The sequence below is a fragment of the Aequorivita iocasae genome (assembly GCF_016757735.1).
GTDB classification, from domain to species: Bacteria; Bacteroidota; Bacteroidia; order Flavobacteriales; family Flavobacteriaceae; genus Aequorivita; species Aequorivita iocasae.
The window spans coordinates 1,069,235-1,087,667 of the sequence record NZ_CP068439.1 but is presented as its reverse complement, the minus strand read 5'-3'; the positions used below and the strand labels follow the sequence as shown (position 1 = coordinate 1,087,667).

At 37.9% G+C, this 18,433-nt stretch carries 17 protein-coding genes; 10 read left to right on the top strand and 7 right to left on the bottom strand.

The window, feature by feature from the left end; genetic code table 11:
- Window positions 1-6: 6 nt before the first annotated feature.
- Window positions 7-2,409, bottom strand: coding sequence for a TonB-dependent receptor domain-containing protein (locus tag JK629_RS05115; RefSeq protein WP_202337540.1), 2,403 nt, complete (start codon window positions 2,407-2,409; stop codon window positions 7-9).
- 231 nt (window positions 2,410-2,640) lie between these two features.
- Here JK629_RS05115 and lepA point away from each other — a divergent pair, with 231 nt between their 5' ends.
- Window positions 2,641-4,437 carry a translation elongation factor 4 gene (lepA, locus tag JK629_RS05110; RefSeq protein WP_202337539.1) on the top strand — a complete coding sequence of 599 codons (1,797 nt, stop codon included), beginning with the start codon at window positions 2,641-2,643 and terminating at the stop codon, window positions 4,435-4,437.
- Between the two features lie 5 nt (window positions 4,438-4,442).
- On the opposite strand, the gene JK629_RS05105 is transcribed toward lepA, so the two are convergent.
- Complete coding sequence (locus JK629_RS05105; RefSeq protein ID WP_202337538.1) at window positions 4,443-4,670, bottom strand: hypothetical protein; 228 nt, start codon at window positions 4,668-4,670, stop codon at window positions 4,443-4,445.
- Between the two features lie 36 nt (window positions 4,671-4,706).
- The gene (locus JK629_RS05100) at window positions 4,707-6,575 is read right to left on the bottom strand and encodes a cation:proton antiporter (protein WP_202337537.1); all 1,869 of its coding nucleotides are present in this window, start codon (window positions 6,573-6,575) and stop codon (window positions 4,707-4,709) included.
- 139 nt (window positions 6,576-6,714) lie between these two features.
- Here JK629_RS05100 and JK629_RS05095 point away from each other — a divergent pair, with 139 nt between their 5' ends.
- The 9 genes from JK629_RS05095 to JK629_RS05055 all read left to right on the top strand — a co-directional run bounded on the left by JK629_RS05095 (window position 6,715) and on the right by JK629_RS05055 (window position 15,693).
- Window positions 6,715-7,575, top strand: a complete 861-nt coding sequence (locus tag JK629_RS05095; protein ID WP_202337536.1) for an MBL fold metallo-hydrolase — start codon at window positions 6,715-6,717, stop codon at window positions 7,573-7,575.
- Window positions 7,576-7,590: 15 nt separating this feature from the next.
- Window positions 7,591-9,258, top strand: a complete 1,668-nt coding sequence (locus JK629_RS05090; protein WP_202337535.1) for a S8 family peptidase — start codon at window positions 7,591-7,593, stop codon at window positions 9,256-9,258.
- On the top strand, window positions 9,258-11,093 hold the full coding sequence (locus JK629_RS05085; RefSeq protein WP_202337534.1) for a M1 family metallopeptidase: 1,836 nt from the start codon (window positions 9,258-9,260) through the stop codon (window positions 11,091-11,093). The genes JK629_RS05090 and JK629_RS05085 overlap by 1 nt, the downstream gene beginning before the upstream one ends.
- A gap of 72 nt (window positions 11,094-11,165) precedes the next feature.
- On the top strand, window positions 11,166-11,531 hold the full coding sequence (gene rnpA, locus JK629_RS05080) for a ribonuclease P protein component (RefSeq protein ID WP_225626141.1): 366 nt from the start codon (window positions 11,166-11,168) through the stop codon (window positions 11,529-11,531).
- Window positions 11,518-12,336 carry a DUF4349 domain-containing protein gene (locus JK629_RS05075; protein WP_202337533.1) on the top strand — a complete coding sequence of 273 codons (819 nt, stop codon included), beginning with the start codon at window positions 11,518-11,520 and terminating at the stop codon, window positions 12,334-12,336. The genes rnpA and JK629_RS05075 overlap by 14 nt, the downstream gene beginning before the upstream one ends.
- 11 nt (window positions 12,337-12,347) lie before the next feature.
- Complete coding sequence (locus JK629_RS05070; RefSeq protein WP_202337532.1) at window positions 12,348-13,970, top strand: S41 family peptidase; 1,623 nt, start codon at window positions 12,348-12,350, stop codon at window positions 13,968-13,970.
- 47 nt (window positions 13,971-14,017) lie between these two features.
- Window positions 14,018-14,434, top strand: a complete 417-nt coding sequence (locus JK629_RS05065) for an FEKKY domain-containing protein (protein ID WP_202337531.1) — start codon at window positions 14,018-14,020, stop codon at window positions 14,432-14,434.
- The gene (locus JK629_RS05060) at window positions 14,431-15,249 is read left to right on the top strand and encodes a sterol desaturase family protein (RefSeq protein ID WP_202337530.1); all 819 of its coding nucleotides are present in this window, start codon (window positions 14,431-14,433) and stop codon (window positions 15,247-15,249) included. Before JK629_RS05065 ends, JK629_RS05060 begins: the two co-directional genes overlap by 4 nt.
- 72 nt (window positions 15,250-15,321) lie before the next feature.
- A complete protein-coding gene (locus JK629_RS05055) occupies window positions 15,322-15,693 on the top strand; it encodes a hypothetical protein (protein ID WP_202337529.1) in 372 nt (123 codons plus the stop codon).
- Here JK629_RS05055 and JK629_RS05050 read toward each other — a convergent pair.
- The 4 genes from JK629_RS05050 to JK629_RS05035 form a co-directional block, all read right to left on the bottom strand.
- The gene (locus JK629_RS05050) at window positions 15,683-16,123 is read right to left on the bottom strand and encodes a GNAT family N-acetyltransferase (protein WP_202337528.1); all 441 of its coding nucleotides are present in this window, start codon (window positions 16,121-16,123) and stop codon (window positions 15,683-15,685) included. The two genes, JK629_RS05055 and JK629_RS05050, sit on opposite strands and share 11 nt — an antisense overlap.
- A 15-nt stretch (window positions 16,124-16,138) precedes the next feature.
- Window positions 16,139-17,068 (bottom strand): cation diffusion facilitator family transporter, encoded by a 930-nt coding sequence (locus JK629_RS05045; protein ID WP_202337527.1) that lies wholly within the window; start codon window positions 17,066-17,068, stop codon window positions 16,139-16,141.
- 9 nt (window positions 17,069-17,077) lie between these two features.
- Entirely contained in the window at window positions 17,078-17,509 is a 432-nt protein-coding gene (gene rpiB / locus JK629_RS05040) for a ribose 5-phosphate isomerase B (protein WP_202337526.1), read from the bottom strand.
- A 632-nt stretch (window positions 17,510-18,141) separates the two neighbouring features.
- Window positions 18,142-18,336, bottom strand: coding sequence for a DUF2007 domain-containing protein (locus tag JK629_RS05035; protein ID WP_202337525.1), 195 nt, complete (start codon window positions 18,334-18,336; stop codon window positions 18,142-18,144).
- Between the last annotated feature and the right edge of the window lie 97 nt (window positions 18,337-18,433).

Here is an 18,433-nt window from a genome sequence, read left to right as displayed (position 1 = left end):
AATTGTTTACTCTCCTTCCAGCCTATCACCTTCGTCAGTCTCTATTTTTTTGCTATTATCACGAAGTCGGGAATTTCCGAAGTTGTATTTAAAACCTAGACGTAGCAATCTGCTTTCAATATTTGCATAATAATAGTTGTCTTGGTTGTAATAATTTGAAACTGAAGCGGTATTATTGAGGGTGTTAAAAAGATCATCAACCCCCACGGTCAAACTTGCATTCTTATCCCAAATATCTTTTCTAATTAATACGTTTACGTAGCTTTGGTTTTCAAAAAAACGGTTACCAAACACGAAGTTTGAAATGTAAACTCCAGTTAAATCAGCCGTAAAGGAACGATCCTTGGAAAGAGTAAAGTGATTGGTGAGAAAAATATATTGTCCAAAAGTATCATTAGTGTAGGTTTCTGGTGAGCTTTGCAGCGCGTAAAATTCATTGGCCAAATAAAAGGAAGAGGTATTTAAATGAAGCCACCACCAAGGGTTGAGCGAACTAAAATACGTTATATCAAAAGCGTATTGATAGCTTTTGATCATATTGGCATCTATACTGCTAAGCGTGCTGTTTGTGTTGTTTTGAAGTACCAATATGTCTAGACTATTCTCAACATTTTGATAATAGAGCTCAAAAAATAGTTTGCCTTTGTGACCAAAAGTAAGTGTGATTTTATCTTCAATTGCAGGAACCAGTTTGGGGTTACCCCCATTGAAGTTTCGTTCTGTAATAAAATATTTAAAAGGGTTTAAACTTTGATAGCGGGGTCTTTCTACACTGCGGCTGTAACTTAGTCCAATCCCGTTGTTATCATTTATAATATAATGAAAAGATGCTGAGGGAAAAAGATCGAAATACTGCTTGTTGTTCACCTGCCCTAAAGAATGGGAAATGGCATCAATGTCTGTATATTCCCCACGAAGACCAGCAGCAACGCTCCATTTTTCCCAATCTTTTTCAAAATTTATATATTCCGCAAAAATATTCTCTCTATAGTTGAAATTATCTGAAAGTGAATTGTTGAAAGTGGTTGTGTTGCTCAATACATCAAAGAAGTCTAATTTGCTTTCAGTGTCAATACTGCTGAATTTGAACCCTGCTTCAAAGGTTCCACCCCACAATTCCGAAGAAACATCGGCCTGCCCCGTAAAAATGTCGCTTGTTTGTTCAGAATCTGTGTAAAAACTGTTGTTTCTCAAAAGATTGCCATTCGGCAATAAATAATCGGAACTCACGCTTTGGTTTTGGATGTTGTCGTAATAAATATAATTAGCTGATATTGCCAATGTTGCGCCATTTTCATTTAAAGCACGGTTATAGTCCAAGGCAAATGTCAAATTTTGCTTTTCGTAATCCACATAACTTAAGGTAGTGATTGTGGAATCTAACTGACGCTGTGGGCTAAAAATTAAAGAGTGGCCATTGTTATGGTATTTAACTTCAGGCGTAAGTGAAACGTTTGAAGTAAGGCTGATTGTGTTTTTATCGTTTAGCGTAAAGTCCAAAACAACATTTCCGTTGTGATTGCTGCGCTCCGTAGTTCGGTTAAAGTCGGTTTCCCAAATAGATTTAGTGGAAGCCTCGTCGGGTTGAAAATAACGAATATAGTTTTCATCTTCTTTATATTCTTTTTTATCTGCATAAGAATAGCTCGCATACATGTTTACCCAATTATTTTTATAAAAATGCGAAGTCCCAAAATTATATTTTGGGTAAATTCCTTGCTCGTAGTTCGCATATACAGAGCCTTTATAACCAATGGAAATCGCTTTGGAAGTAATAATATTCAGTACCGTTCCTGCGTCAGCATCGTATTTTGAGGATGGATTTGTAATTACCTCCACAGATTTAATGGCCGCCGCATCGGTATTCTGCAATAGTGAATATACTTCTTCTGCTGAAAGATACACCCGCTTGCCATTGATATAAATAACCGGAGTAGATAGTTTTATTTGGATATTTTCGTTTGCAACGATAACGCCCGGTGTTTTCTTTAAAAGATCTACGGCACTGCCCGTGGAAAGTGAAGTGTTCTCCACTTCAAAAACAAGTTTGCCAGGGGTCTTACGTATGGTTGGCAGTTTTGCAACAACTACCGTTTCGTCTAGCATTTGTTGGTTTTCCTGTAATACTAAGTTGCCTAAATTTTTATTTGAAGAAAGTTGAATGGTTTGTTGTTTATCTTCAAAACCAATATAACTGAAGTTTATAATATAGGTTCCTGCTTCTAAATTTTTCAGAACAAAAGAACCGTCTTCATCAGTGGTAGTTCCAATTAATGGATTTTCTCCCTCATTTTCATAAACCAAAACATTCACAAATGATAGTGGGGCATTCTTTGTATCCAATACACTCCCAGAGACAGAAAAGTCCTGTGCCATCAAAACTCCTGCTTGAAGGCAGAAAAAAAACATAATAAATCTTGTCATAACATAAGTAGATATCTGGGGCGACACCCGTTACTATGATTCCTTATCTGGGGAGAAAAAAATATATCGCTGAAATACAGCTTTACAATACAAATATGTTAAAAATTTATTAAATAAAAACAATCTCCACACAATTATTTTAAGTGTTTTAATCATAGCACATATAATCACTCTTTTAATCTATATTTGCAACTTGTAGTACGAGAAGGAATTTTTATGAAGAACATTCGCAATTTTTGCATCATCGCCCACATTGACCACGGAAAAAGCACCTTGGCAGACCGGCTTTTGGACGCCACCGGTACCGTGACCGACCGTGAAAAACAAGCACAGTTGCTTGATAATATGGACTTGGAGCGCGAACGCGGCATTACCATTAAAAGTCACGCCATACAAATGGATTATGTTTATAAAGGCGAAAAATATACCCTAAATTTAATTGATACTCCCGGGCACGTAGATTTTTCATATGAAGTTTCGCGTTCCATCGCAGCTTGTGAAGGCGCTTTACTTATTGTAGATGCTGCACAAAGTATACAGGCACAGACTATTTCCAACCTGTATTTGGCTTTGGAGAATGATTTGGAAATAATTCCAGTGTTGAACAAAGTAGATCTTCCTTCTGCAAACATTGAAGAGGTAACAGATGATATCGTGGATCTTTTGGGTTGCAAACCGGAAGAAGTAATCCCTGCAAGCGCCAAAACTGGATTGGGCATTGATGAAATTTTAAGCGCTATTATTGAGCGTATTCCTCCACCAAAGGGTAATCCCCAGGAGTCTTTACAAGCATTGATTTTTGATTCTGTTTACAATCCTTTTCGAGGTGTTGAAACCTACTTCAGGGTTCTCAATGGTGAAATAAAAAAAGGACAGCACATCAAATTTATGGCTACCGGGAAAAGTTATTTTGCCGATGAAGTGGGTACGCTAAAACTGAAACAACAGCCAAAAGATGTAGTAAAAACAGGCGATGTTGGCTATCTTATTACAGGAATAAAAGAAGCGAAAGAAGTAAAAGTAGGAGATACCATTACCGATTCCAAAAATCCAACCGTCAATATGATTGAAGGTTTTGAGGATGTAAAACCCATGGTTTTTGCGGGAATATATCCCGTAGATACTGAAGATTACGAAGAATTGCGAAATTCCATGGAAAAATTGCAATTGAACGATGCTTCATTGGTTTTTATTCCGGAAAGTTCGGCTGCACTTGGGTTCGGTTTCCGTTGTGGGTTTTTGGGAATGCTTCACCTTGAAATTATTCAGGAAAGACTGGAAAGAGAGTTTGACATGACGGTTATTACCACCGTTCCAAACGTATCTTATCACGCATACACAAACAAAGAACCTGAAACACCAATCTTGGTTAATAATCCTTCAGACCTTCCCGATCCTTCAAAGTTAAACCGTGTTGAGGAACCTTATATTAAGGCCACAATCATTACAAAATCAGACTTTGTGGGTTCGGTAATGTCACTTTGTATTGAAAAAAGAGGTGAAATCACTAACCAAACCTATTTAACGACAGAAAGAGTTGAACTTACTTTTGACATGCCTTTGGCAGAAATTGTTTTCGACTTTTATGATAGGTTGAAAACGGTTTCCAAAGGGTATGCGTCTTTTGATTATTCCCCAATTGGAATGCGCGCTTCCCATCTGGTAAAAGTAGATGTGCTGCTCAACGGAAATACCGTAGATGCACTTTCAGCACTGCTACACCGCGACAATGCCTATGACATTGGAAAGAAGATGTGCGAAAAATTGCGGCAATTAATTCCAAGGCAACAGTTTGACATTCCAATTCAAGCTGCCATCGGTGCAAAAATCATTGCACGAGAAACCGTGAAAGCTCTCAGAAAAGACGTTACCGCAAAATGTTACGGTGGCGATATTTCGCGTAAGCGAAAACTTTTGGAAAAGCAGAAAAAAGGGAAAAAACGTATGCGTCAAGTGGGTAATGTAGAAATTCCGCAGGAAGCCTTTATGGCTGTATTAAAGCTTAATGATTAATAAGCTCAATTATTACAGCTTGCCCCAGCTTCCACTAAACCAGAAACATAGACATCATAAGGCGTTCCCGTGTTTTGGCCATTAACTGAAGCATTGCCATCACTTTCCTCACATACTTGAAAACTTGTGGTTTCGGGAGAAGAACATGTAGTACAGCCACCACCGTCATCTTTTTTACAGGAAAACACAGTGAATCCTGAGATTATAGCGATAATAAACAAAAGTTTTTTCATTGGAAAGGTTTTGTTGAAAACGGTCTGAAACAGTAATTATTTTTGGGTTGTAACCTCTTTTTTGGTTTTGGTGGCATTTGCCACATCTTCAAAATCCATAGGCTTGCCCAGATAGACTAATGCACTTCCTTCTTCAATTTCCAGTTCATCGGGTGCGGTTATCAAGTCCAAAAATCCATTGGGGCGTTTAAGAAACAGCGGAATGGCATTTTCGTTTTCACCAATAATATTTAGTACCCGTAAAAATTGGCTTTCGCTTCCCACAGGAATTTCTTGAATAGAAGGAAAATCGTGGGCCACTTCAGTAAAACGTGTATAGTCGTGCGTATATGAAAACAATTCCCGTGCGGAAAGATGGTGACGCTCCCGCATTTCTTCAGAAGTCATCAAACGAAAGGTTCCATTTTCGCCAAAATATTTTCCAAATCGGTTGATGGCATGTTTATTAATTTCATCATTGCCCGTCATGGCCAGCAAATAGCCCATATCGTTTAGTTCTATATTGTCTGTAAGTTCATCTGAGTAAATATTGGCAGTAATTGCATCAAGCCCAAGCTCTTTGGCCTTATTCACATTTAATCTGTTTGAATCCAGCAAAACTACATGCCTGCCACTTTTCTGAAGATAGGAGGCAATGAGTCTTGAAACCTTTGAAGCACCCACAATCAAAATTCCATCAGATTTTTTAAGAAATACGCCAACCATGGACGCAAAAGGTCTTGCGGTTGTGGCGTTGAGCAATACCGTTACCAAAACTACGGCAAACACTAACGGAGTAATATATTCTGCACCCGGCTCGCCCTTTAATACAAGCTTAGTTCCAAAAAGAGAGGCAATACCGGCAGCTACAATACCCCTTGGGCCCACCCAGCTTATAAATATTTTTTCATTGGTTTTAAGTGAGGAATTGACGGTGCTGAGAAATACCCCCAAGGGCCTTAAAACAAATATTACGATTGCCATTAAAATGGCCGTTTTCCAGTTGTAAACCAGCAGTAGGTCATCCAAGCTTATGTTTGCAGCCAAAAGAATGAATAAAATTGAGATCAACAATACACTAAGTGATTCTTTAAAATATAGCAACTCTTTTAAACTGGGCAGATCACTATTGCCCAAAAACATTCCCATTACTACGACCGACAGCAGGCCGGATTCGTGCGCAAAAAGATCGCTCTCCACAAATATTAATAACACTACTGATAGGGAAACTACATTTAATAAGTAATGGGGAATCAATTTCTTTTTAATTGCAAAATAAAGGGCATATCCCCCCGAGATCCCAAAGGCAAAACCTATTAATAAGATTTTGCCAAATTCAATAATAGCTTGTTTGGTATAGCCGCTGTCGTGTTCTACGCTAATAAATTCAAACACCAATACAGCTACCAATGCACCAATTGGGTCTATCAATATTCCTTCCCATTTTAACACTGCCGACACATCTTTCTTTAATGGAATATTTCTCAAAATAGGAGTAATTACCGTAGGGCCTGTTACAATTATCAATGCCGCAAAAAGAAACGAAATTTTCCAGCTCAAGCCGAAAACATAATAGGCGGCAACGCCCGCTCCAAAAAAGGTGATAATTGAACCCAGGCTAATAAGCTTGACAATTACTGGCCCAACTTTTGAAATTTCGCCTCGCCTAAGCGTTAAACCACCTTCAAATAAAATGATTCCAATGGCTAATGAAACAAAATAAAAAAGGTTTTCACCCGGAAAAAGTCCTTTACCATTTTCAAAAATGGGTTGGATCCATTGGGTGCCATCCTCCGAAATAAGTGTAGAAATTGGTCCTACAAAAAGACCAATCAAAATTAATGGTAAAATAGCGGGTATCTTGAATTTCCAGGCAACCCACTGGGCCAATATTCCTAAAATAATTATTCCGGCAAGTTCTACCATATGGTTGGGTTTTGGGCGAATTTAAGCATATTTAATTCCGCCGGATTAATAATGATTTGTTAAAAATAGCATAATTAATTAATTCTTCGGGGTTTGGTCTGTAACGCTTTTATTAATTTGCGACTCATTTCTTCATATTATGCAATTATTCCCTATTGAAGCTGGCAATTTTAAACTTGATGGTGGCGCCATGTTTGGCGTTGTTCCAAAAACCCTGTGGAATAGAACCAACCCAGCAGACCAAAATAATATGATAGACATTGCCGCGCGCTGTCTGCTTATTGAAAATGGAAATCGGTTAACGCTAATAGACACCGGTATGGGCGATAAACAAAGTGAAAAATTCTTTGGATATTATTACCGATGGGGCGATTTTAATATAGATGACTCTCTTAAAAAACATGGTTTCCATCGCAATGATATTACAGATGTTTTTATGACACACCTACACTTTGACCATTGCGGTGGAAGTGTTCAGTGGAACAAAGATCGCACAGGCTATGAGCCAGCTTTTAAAAATGCTACTTTCTGGAGCAATAAAGACCATTGGCAATGGGCAACCGAGCCAAACCGAAGGGAGCAAGCTTCTTTTTTAAAGGAAAACATTTTGCCGATGCAGGAAAGCGGACAGTTGAAATTTGTTGCGCAGCCAAAAGCAGATTTTGCTGACGCCAACGAGCTTGATTTTGGAATTCTTTTTGTTGACGGGCATACAGACAAACAAATGATCCCGCATATAAATTATAAAGAAAAAACCTTGGTTTTTATGGCAGATTTGCTTCCTACAGCAGGTCATTTGCCGCTTCCTTTTGTGATGGGCTACGATACTCGCCCGTTGTTGACACTTCCCGAAAAGGAGAAATTTCTAAATAATGCAGCAGAAAATAACTACTATCTTTTCTTAGAACATGATGCCCACAACCCAATAATAACAGTTCAAAATACTGATAAGGGCGTCCGTCTAAACGAAACATTAACTCTCAACGAATTTTTTAATTAACATATAATTTCTAAAATGAAACTATTTAAGATTACCCTATTTGCGGTTGCATTGTCAACAGCTCTAGCAAGCTGCGGAAGCGGAGCTCCCATAGTTGCTACTCCTATCCAAAATATAGATTCAAACCCATTAAAAATTACACCTCTTACTGACGAACAGTTAAAACACTGGCCAGCCATGGATTTAGTAAAAGATACCGTTCCTGGAATGAGTGTGGACAAAGCCTACAGCGAAATTATAAAAAAGCGCAAAGGCGAAACAGTAATTGTGGGGGTAATAGACAGTGGCGTGGATATTGACCACGAAGATCTTAAAAGTGTAGTGTGGACCAACCCCGATGAAATAGCCGGAAATGGTATAGACGACGATAAAAATGGTTTTATTGATGATATTCACGGCTGGAATTTTCTCGGTAATATTACTGATGAAAACATGGAATATGTACGTATTATCAGAAAGTTCAAACCAAAATTTGAGGGAAAAAGTGAAGCATCAATAAGTGCTGCTGACAGAAAAGACTTTGCTATTTACCAAAAAGCAAAAGCAGAATATGAGAAGGAATCTTCAGAAGTTACCGCAAACAAATTACGTTACGAGCAGATCCTTTCACAATTAAAGCCTACACACGAGGCCATGGCAAAAAAACTTGGAAAAGCAGATTACACCAAAGAAGATCTTGCAGCAATAAATAATCCATCGCCCCAAGAACAACAGCAAATTGCAATGCTAACCCAAATGCTGAATTTTGCAGATTCGGTTCCGGAAGTTTTGGAAGAACTGGAGGGAGGCATTGAATATTTTAGCGGTAGATTGGATAACAATTTCAATATGACGAAAGATTTCCGTGGTGTTTTAGGCGATAATCCTGAAGATTTTGCAGATAATATTTACGGCGACAATAACGTGGCCGGGCCAGATCCCACAAAAGAAAACGTAAAACACGGAACCCACGTGGCAGGAATTATTGCAGCAGAGCGCAATAACGGTATCGGAATGGACGGTGTCGCAAACAATGTGAAAATTATGGCGATTCGCGCAGTACCCGATGGCGATGAATATGATAAAGATATTGCACTGGCTATTCGTTATGCCGTTGATAATGGTGCAAAAGTACTTAACACCAGTTTCGGAAAATATTATTCGCCACAAGCAGATTGGGTTTATGACGCCATTAAATACGCAGCTTCAAAAGATGTTTTAATTGTAAATGCAGCCGGAAATGACGGTTTCGATTTAGATACCGTAAACGTTTATCCAAACGATCAATTTGACAACGGTTCCGAGATGGCAAATTCGTTTTTGACTGTTGGGGCTCTTAATTACGAATATGGAAGCGAAATGGTTGCAAACTTTTCAAACTACGGTAAAACCAACGTAGATGTTTTTGCGCCAGGAGTCAAAATTTGGGCAACCACACCTTTAAACACCTATGAATTTCTTCAGGGAACTTCAATGGCCGCACCCGAAGTTGCAGGCGTTGCCGCAATGATTCGCTCCTATTATCCAAAGCTTTCCGCAGCACAAGTAAAACAAATTTTGATGGATAGCGGCCTTTCAATTAATACACAGGTTGTTTTGGGCGGAGAGGCTTCGAACACTGAGCCTTTCTCCAATATTTCAAAATCTGGGAAAATAGTGAATATGTATAATGCCCTGATTATGGCCGATAAAATGTCACAATAATGAAGTATTTTTTTAACGTATTATTCCTAACGGGTATATTCTTTTCATCATTTGCGCAAAACAATAACGGCTATTGGCAGCAGGAAGTAGATTATAAAATGAACGTTCAAATGGACGTTAAAACCTTTCAGTACAAAGGCACGCAAGAGTTGAAGTATACAAACAATTCTCCCGATACTCTGAACAAAGTTTTCTATCATCTTTACTTTAATGCTTTTCAGCCGGGTAGTGAAATGGATGTGCGTTCACGTACCATTGAAGATCCTGATAGTCGCGTGATGGATCGGATTTCAAAATTATCCCCTTCGGAAATTGGATATATAAAGCCCACGCTCTTCACACAAGATGGCGTTGCTGCAAATTATACCATAAAAGGTACGGTGATGCAGGTTATGTTGAACAACCCTATTTTGCCGGGTGAAAGTACTGTTTTCAATATGGAATGGGACGCACAGGTTCCTTTACAGATTCGCCGTTCGGGCCGCGATAGCTCTGAAAACGTTGCCCTAACCATGACGCAATGGTATCCAAAATTAGCAGAATACGATTTTGAGGGATGGCACGCAGATCCGTACATTGCACGTGAATTTCATGGCGTTTGGGGCGATTTTGACGTAACCATAACTATTGATGCCGATTATACAATTGGCGGAACAGGTTATCTTCAAAATCCCGCAGAAGTGGGTCACGGCTATACACTACCGGGACAAAAGTGGATGAAGCCCAAAAAGGGAAAATACACTTGGCACTTTTTAGCGCCAGATGTCCACGATTTTGCTTGGGCTGCAGATAATGAATATATTCACGATACTTATCCAGGTCCAAACGGAGTAACGCTACATTTTTTCTACAAAAATGATCCTGAAATTGCAGAAAATTGGAAAAATCTTCAACCCAAAACTGCTGAATTAATGGAGTTTTTCAATGAGCAAATTGGGCAATATCCTTATGAGCAATATTCTGTAATTCAAGGTGGTGATGGCGGTATGGAATATGCTATGAGCACGATGATTACTGGAAAACGTGAGTTTGGAAGCCTTGTGGGCGTAACAGCACACGAGCTTGCGCATTCGTGGTTTCAGTTTGTTTTGGCCACAAACGAAAGTAAGCACGAGTGGATGGATGAAGGTTTTACTTCGTATATTTCAGATGAGGCCATGAATTATGTAATGAAGGAAAATAAGCCAAATCCGCACGCCGGTTCTTACAGAAGTTATTTGTATATGGCTACAAGTGGTGCAGAGCAACCCCTCACTACCCACGCAGATAGGTACGCCAGCAACCGCTCCTATGGTATAAATGCGTACAGTAAGGGCTCGGTTTTTTTAACGCAGCTTGGATATATTATCGGGCCAGAAAATCTTTCAAAAACCTTAAAGCGTTATTACTCAGATTTTAAGTTTAAGCACCCAACGCCAAATGATTTTATACGCACTGCGGAAAAAGTTTCTGGGTTTGAATTGGATTGGTACCTTACGGATTGGGCACAAACTACCAATACTATCGATTACGGAATAAAATCTGTAGAAAGCCAAGGAGAAAACACAAAGGTAACTTTGGAGAGAATTGGGTTGATGCCAATGCCAATAGATCTTTACGTAACTTATGAAGACGGCACACAAGAATTATTTTACATTCCATTGCGAATGATGTGGGGCGAAAAACCAAACCCTTTTACCGATTTAAATCGTACTGTTTTAGAAGATTGGGCTTGGGCATATCCTACATATATCTTTGAAATTAAAAACGGAAAAAAAGTAAAAAATATGATGATTGACGCCACCCGAAGAATGGCAGATATCAATCAAGAAAACAATCTTTACGAAAAACAATAATCTTTACTTTCCTTTTTTCAAACAGACCTCGCAAGTGCTAAATACTGCGGGGTCTTTTTATATATTTACAGAGTGAGTCAAAAATTTCCCAAAAACGAAAAATTAAAAAGCACCAAGACAATTGAAAATTTGTTTTTGGAAAGGAAAACACATTCCAAATTTCCAATAAAAGTATTTTTTCTTCCGAAGGAAAACTTGGAAAACCATCTCGCTGCTTTCGCCGTTCCGAAACGGAATTTTAAATTGGCAGTGGAGCGAAACCGAGTGAAAAGACAGCTTCGCGAAGCCTATCGGCTTAACAAACACTTATTTGATGAAATTCACGGCAAGAAATTTGTGATGCTCTTTCTTTTTTTAGGAAAAGTTAAACCGCAGTACGCCGAACTTGACAAAGCAATGGTAAGGCTACTTAAAAAATTACGCGATGAAAACAATTAGCACTTTACTTTTATTGTTTGTTTTGGGGTGTTCAAACGGAAATTCCAACAAAAATTATGAAGCAGGTTCTGCGATGGCTGAGATGGATATGGCTGAAGAAGCCCTAGTTAGACATCAACTTGTTCCACAACCTTTATCTAATGAAATTGAGCAAAAAATAATTAAAACTGCCCGTCTCGCTTTTGAAACAAAAGATGTAGAAGCAACGCACAAAAAAATACTTCAGCTTGCCTCGCAAAACAAAGGATTGGTCCAAAACGACAACAGCGGAAAAGACTACAATCGAATTTATAAAAGCTTAACCGTTCGCATTCCTACCGAAAATTTTCAAAAGTTTATTGATGGTATTTCCGAAGGTGTTGATTATTTTGATCAACGTGATATTTCCCGACAGGATGTTTCGGAAGAGTTTGTGGATTTGGAAGCGCGTTTAAAAGCAAAGCGTGTGCTTGAGGAACGCTATCTTGAACTGCTTAAAAAAGCGAATAAAGTTGAGGAAATGTTGCAAATAGAGCGCGAACTTTCCAACATTCGTGAGGAAATTGAAGCCAAACAAGGTCGATTGCAGTATCTGCAAAGTCAAGTTTCAATGAGCACCGTAAACATTGAATTTTACAAAACCACTGCGGAAACTGGTATTACACAATCTTACGGCCAGAAAATGAAAAACGCGCTGCAAGGCGGTTGGAACGGCATTTCGGTATTTTTCTTGGGCATTTTATACCTTTGGCCTTTATTCCTCGTTGCAATAATAGTTGTTATCATTCTTCGTATATTTCTGAAGAAGAGAAAGAAAACACATTAAAATTTCATAAAATGAAAAAAAGAATAATAGTTCCCATCATCGCTGTCGGTATATTTTTTACTACCGTAAGTTTCAAAAGTGACTTTTTTGAAATAGCCAAACAGATTGAAATCTTCACCACACTTTTCAAGGAATTGAACATGAACTACGTGGACGAAGTAACGCCCGCAACGCTTATGGACAAAGCCATTAAAGGCATGTTGGAAGATTTGGATCCGTACACCGTTTATTGGAACGAACAGCAAGTAGAGGACGCCAAAATCAACAATTCCGGTATTTATACGGGTATTGGTGCAACCGCACAAAGCAGAAAAGATAAAATCATAATTGTGGAACCATACCAAGGTTATCCGGCCGATAAAGCAGGGTTGAAAGCTGGGGACGAAATCGTAAAAATTGGTAATATAAATATTGCCGATTTGGAAGATGATGCTGGAGAATTGTTAAAAGGAGCACCAGGTTCAACCGTTGATGTAACTTACAAAAGACAAGGAAAAACAGCCACTGCAACCATAACCCGCGGTGCGGTAGACCTTAAAGCCGTTCCTTTTTATAAATTAATAAATAACGACATTGGTTACATCGTGCTTTCACAGTTCAACCGAAAAACCACTGCTGAAACCAAAGCTGCACTAGTTGATTTGAAGTCACAGGGAGCTAAAAAAATTATTTTGGATTTACGCGGAAACCCGGGCGGCTTGCTAAATGAAGCCATAAACGTTGTAAACCTTTTTGTGGATAAAGGTGAAGTTATAACAACCACAAAATCGGTTATTGAGAAATACAACCAAGTATATAAAACCCAATTTGAACCTATAGATAAAGAAATTCCATTGGTTGTTTTGGTGAATGGTAGAAGCGCTTCCGCCAGTGAAATTGTTTCGGGCGGCTTGCAGGATTTGGATCGTGCCGTGGTGGTTGGCGCCCGAAGTTTCGGAAAAGGATTGGTTCAAAGGCCAAAAAAGTTGACGTATGGCACACAATTAAAAGTAACTATTTCGCGCTACTATACACCCAGCGGTCGCTGTATTCAAGCACTTGATTACTGGCATCGTGATGAAAACGGAGATCCAATCAGAAAAGATGTCAAAGAATACAATGCTTTTAAAACCAAAGGTGGCAGAACGGTTTACGATGGCGGCGGAATCTTGCCCGATGTGGAATTGAAATCTGCGGTTTTTAGCCCTATAACCACGGCTTTGCTGAAGGACAACGCCATTTTTGATTATGCAACTAAATATTATTACAGTCATCAAATGACCGACTGGAAAAACTTCAAATTTACTGAAGCCGATTTTCAGGATTTTCTGAAGTTTTTAAAAGACAACAATTTTGAATACGAAACCGAGACCGAAAAGAAATTTGCCGAAGGTTTAAAAATCTCTGAAGATGACGATATGAGCAAGGATATTTCAGCAAGTTATAACCAACTTATGGTTGCAATTGACAAAGCTAAAGACAAAGCGATTGTGGACAAAAAAGTGGAAATAGAATCGTTGTTGACCGATGAAATTTTGAAGCGTTATTTTTACCGCGAAGGTTTATATAATTACCAAATTGAGCACAATCCCGAGATTTTAGAGGCAGTTGCTGTTTTGAATGATGCTGGGCGGTATGGGAAGATTTTGAAGTAAATTTTAAAAAAATTGACTATTCAAATTTGTTATAGATGAAAGAAACTATGAAAAAAACTCTATTTACAATTTCAATAATTCTATCTATTTCAGCTTTTGGTCAAGAAGAAATTGAATCTGTTGATTCTAGCAACTTTGAAAATAGTTATGTTTCAAAAGTTATAAGCGCAGACAATATTTCTGATGCAGAAGTATTTGCTAAGGAAGACATTAAAAATAATTCTCTATTTCTAATTGTTCCTGGAGGAATTGTTCCAGTGATTTATGCATCTGACTTTGATTTTAAATCTAAGTATGGTGTTTCAATGATAAATTTTGGTTGTGAGCCATTAAATAAAGAAATTTCGATAAGTTATAATATGAAAGTTTTAGATTTTCTAACAGAAAATTACGGAAAAGAATGGCTAAAAGAAATTAGAGATGACGTAATTGGTTTGGCAGAATATAAAACGAAAATAGAGTGAACTCCTTCCTAACCTTCTTCGAAACCATGCCTGTTTGGATGAAAGCCGGTTGGGTGTTTTTTGTGCTTACTATTTTCTGGATTTTCGAAGGGTATTACAAACTCGTTTTTACCAAATACAACAAATGGCGGCACGCAAAAACTAATTTTATTCTACTGGCTTTTGTGATGTTGATAAACGTAGTTTTCGGGATTGCAACCGTTGGGATTTTTCTGTGGTTAAACAATTCGAATTTTGGATTGCTTCCACTATTTGATGCTCCGGTTTGGGTTAAATTACTGCTTTCAATTATGGTTTTAGATTTGTTTGCGCAGTATTTTGTGCATTATCTGCTTCACAAAGTAAAGTGGATGTGGCGGCTGCACACAGTACACCATTCCGATAAGAATGTAGATGTTACCACGGGCACACGCCATCATCCTTTCGACTTTATTATCCGGGAAACTTTCGCTTTGATTGCCGTTGTAATGATGGGAATGCCGATTGCTTTCTATCTTTTTTATAGAATATTAAGCGTGCTTTTTACCTATTTCACACACGCCAATATATCGCTTCCAAAGCAATTGGACAAAGTGTTGAGTTACGTAATCGTAACTCCGAATATGCACAAATTCCACCATCATTACCAAATGCCGTGGACGGACAGTAATTTTGGAAATATACTTTCCATTTGGGATCGATTGTTTGGCACTTTTGTGTATTCGAATACTTCGGAAATTAAATACGGATTGGACATTGCCGATCATCGCGATGATGAAAATATTTTACAACAATTGAAACTTCCATTTGACAAATCAATTCGCTATAAAAATTAATTTAACAGCTAATTTTTTCGCTTAACATAACCTTAACTGACTGTTTATCAATGATATTGTATCTTAGCAGTTATGGTACAATCAGAAAGAAATGAAAACAAGGAGATTCTAAAGGAATCTGTGGCCTATTTAGAGAACCGGGGTTTTGAACACATCCAGGCCGATGTGGAAGGTTATGAAACTCCAAAATCCTATTACAAAAAGGATAGTGATGTGGTAATCACGCCAGACATAGTAGCAGATCGCGCGGGAATTAAGCATTATTTTGAAATCAGTTTAAAATCTGAGAAACCAAGATTGTTAAAATCTAAATGGCAGTTTTTGGACACACTCACGCGTATGCGGAACCAGCGCTTTAAAATCATTACCCGTCGTGGGCATTATAAGTTTACTGATGAAATGCTAAAAGACCTTAATTTAGAGAAAAACCTTATTAAGCTCTAATCATCGCAATGTGCGGAATGCCATCTTCCATGTAACGATCTCCATAGGTTTTAAACCCGTGGCTTTCGTAAAAAATAACTAAATACACTTGAGCCGATATCTTTATTTTATCGGCTTTATAGTTTGTTTTAATGGCTTCTATAGCCGCTTTGGTGATTGCGTGGCCATAACCCATTTTTCGGTAGTTTTCGCGTACCAAAACCCTTCCTATGGACGCTTCATCAAAATAATCGCCTGCCTGGAAGCAGCGCGCGTAGGCAACTAAATTACCGTCTTCCCAACCCATAATGTGCAAGGCGCGTTCATCCTTTCCATCAATATCTTGATAAACGCAATCCTGTTCCACCACAAACACCTCGCTTCGCAATTGTAAAATACCATACAATTGTTTTGTGGTCAATTCTCCAAAATTCTTTACTTCAATTTCCATAGCATTTTAAATAAATCAATCCTGAACAATAATATCCTTTGGATCATCTTTTTGATGTTCGGGTTGGATGGTTACGTGGTTTATTCCGAAATCGTGATACAGTAATTCTTCCATTTTTGTTAACACAGCATCAAATTCTGAAAGCGTGACATCTTCATAAAAATCTACATGAGCTTCCAAATGGGTTTCCTGTTCGTTTAGTTGCCAAATATGAATATGGTGTATGTTTTTTATTCCTGGAATGGTACAAACCGCATCATGAATCACTTCCAAATTTAAGTCATCCGGAGTAAAAAGCATCAAAACCTTGAATGAGCTTTTCAATAAACCATAACCCATAACTATTAAATATAGGGCAATAAGTAATGTGAGTAGGCTGTCCACCCAAAACCATTCAAAATATTTCATCAACAACCCGCCAATCAAAACAGCGACGGAAGCTGCCATATCCGTCAGCAAATGTAAATAGGCAGAGCGCATATTCATATTGCTTTTTGAATCTTTAAAAAGAAGCAAAACACTGAAACCGTTGAAAACAATTCCTAAAATCGCTAACCAAATTACCAATCCACTTTCAATGGTATGCGGATCCATAAAGCGAAGGATTGCTTCGTAAATAAGATAGATTGCAACCACGATTAAAGTAGCCGAATTCACGAATGCTGCTATTATTTCAGCACGTTTGTAACCGAAAGTTTTGGTTACTGAAGCATCTTTTTTTGAATATCTGTCGGCAATGTAACTTACAATTAAAGAAAGTACATCGCTGAAATTGTGAAGCGCATCAGATAGCAGCGATAAGCTACCGGAAATCAAACCCCCGATAACTTGTGCAACGGTAATAGCAATATTCAAAAGAATGGAAAGCAAAAGCTTCCTTCCCTTTAAATCAGGATGCGAATGCCCATGCGAATCGTTATGGGAATGTGCGTGGTTATGCGCCATTTTATTAAGTTATGAGCAGGCTATTTTTTCAACCCGGTTTTGATGGCGGCCACCCTCAAATTCGGTTTTTAGAAAGGTTTTTACCATTTCAACAGCTTGAGGTTTGCTGGTGAAACGTGCGGGAATGCTTAAAATATTGGCATCGTTGTGTTGACGCGCCAGCTCGGTAATTTCCTTGGTCCAGCAAAGTGCGGAACGCACTTTTTGGTGTTTGTTGGCGGTCATATTTGCCCCGTTTCCGCTGCCGCAGATTATAATTCCAAAATCTACATTTCCGTTTTCAACATCGTTTGCAACTGGATGTACAAAATCTGGATAATCCACACTTGCTTCGCTGTCGGTTCCGTGGTTAATAACTGTATGGCCTTCTTTTTCAAGAAAGGAAACGATTTCAAATTTATACTCTGTGCCTGCGTGGTCGTTGCCGATGGAAATTTTCATAACTATATTTTTTTCAAAGATAAAACATCGTGTATTTATTTAAGTAGAAATACATTTATAATTAATTATCCCAACAATCGTGTTCATTACCTATTGATTTTCAATTGATAACGATTTCTTAACGCTAACGTCATTATTTGGTTAACAACATTGTTGATATTTGTTTGCGGAATTACGACAATTAAAATTGCACGTTCGCGGATTATTTACAATAGGTTTAAAATTTGCAGAACACCAAAAATTTAATTCATTTTTTACGTGTAATTTATTAGCAGCATTTCTTTCGTTTCAAACAAGATTTCAATAAAAACTTATAAGATTTTAGTTGTCAAAATAGGTTATTCACCGTTGTTAACTATTTCTGCTATTCCATTATTTCCAAGGCCTTTAAATCTTAAATTTATGTTAACAACCTTTTATTAAAAGGGAATAAATTGATTTCAAAACAAAATATTAAAAAGTTATTGTACATATTAACACCCTATCATCATCACCATTTTTTATTTTAAAAATTTCAAAAAAAGAAATGATGTATAATTATATGTTGATAACAATAAATTTCACTGAAATAAATTTTTGGAGTTTTCTTAAACTATCTTCAGATTGGAAGGAGTGTCCAAGTTTTTGATAATTTACTCAGCCTGCGCCATATCCTCTATATGGACTTGAAGACGAATGCCACCAATAGCGTTGGAATAGAACGGAAAAACGCTGATCATGGTTTCATTTTGAAAAATATACCGAATCGCTGCCTGATCAAACAAAAGTTGAAGCACCGCATATTCTGCAGGATATTGAAAAATAGCAATTGTTTTAAAGTGCTTCATTTTAGACTTTTATAAAAATTAAGTCAGCCTTCCTAAGGTACTAAATCTTTCCTAATGTAAACACGTCATTCTTTGAGAAGTAGTACTTTTACGCTAA

Bases quoted from the DNA above. Each gene is read 5' to 3' on its own strand.
- JK629_RS05115 (WP_202337540.1), bottom strand. From the start codon at position 2,409: ATGTTTTTTTTCTGCCTTCAAGCAGGAGTTTTGATGGCACAGGACTTT.
- lepA (WP_202337539.1), top strand. From the start codon at position 2,641: ATGAAGAACATTCGCAATTTTTGCATCATCGCCCACATTGACCACGGA.
- JK629_RS05105 (WP_202337538.1), bottom strand. From the start codon at position 4,670: ATGAAAAAACTTTTGTTTATTATCGCTATAATCTCAGGATTCACTGTG.
- JK629_RS05100 (WP_202337537.1), bottom strand. From the start codon at position 6,575: ATGGTAGAACTTGCCGGAATAATTATTTTAGGAATATTGGCCCAGTGG.
- JK629_RS05095 (WP_202337536.1), top strand. From the start codon at position 6,715: ATGCAATTATTCCCTATTGAAGCTGGCAATTTTAAACTTGATGGTGGC.
- JK629_RS05090 (WP_202337535.1), top strand. From the start codon at position 7,591: ATGAAACTATTTAAGATTACCCTATTTGCGGTTGCATTGTCAACAGCT.
- JK629_RS05085 (WP_202337534.1), top strand. From the start codon at position 9,258: ATGAAGTATTTTTTTAACGTATTATTCCTAACGGGTATATTCTTTTCA.
- JK629_RS05075 (WP_202337533.1), top strand. From the start codon at position 11,518: ATGAAAACAATTAGCACTTTACTTTTATTGTTTGTTTTGGGGTGTTCA.
- JK629_RS05070 (WP_202337532.1), top strand. From the start codon at position 12,348: ATGAAAAAAAGAATAATAGTTCCCATCATCGCTGTCGGTATATTTTTT.
- JK629_RS05065 (WP_202337531.1), top strand. From the start codon at position 14,018: ATGAAAAAAACTCTATTTACAATTTCAATAATTCTATCTATTTCAGCT.
- JK629_RS05055 (WP_202337529.1), top strand. From the start codon at position 15,322: ATGGTACAATCAGAAAGAAATGAAAACAAGGAGATTCTAAAGGAATCT.
- JK629_RS05050 (WP_202337528.1), bottom strand. From the start codon at position 16,123: ATGGAAATTGAAGTAAAGAATTTTGGAGAATTGACCACAAAACAATTG.
- JK629_RS05045 (WP_202337527.1), bottom strand. From the start codon at position 17,068: ATGGCGCATAACCACGCACATTCCCATAACGATTCGCATGGGCATTCG.
- rpiB (WP_202337526.1), bottom strand. From the start codon at position 17,509: ATGAAAATTTCCATCGGCAACGACCACGCAGGCACAGAGTATAAATTT.
- JK629_RS05035 (WP_202337525.1), bottom strand. From the start codon at position 18,336: ATGAAGCACTTTAAAACAATTGCTATTTTTCAATATCCTGCAGAATAT.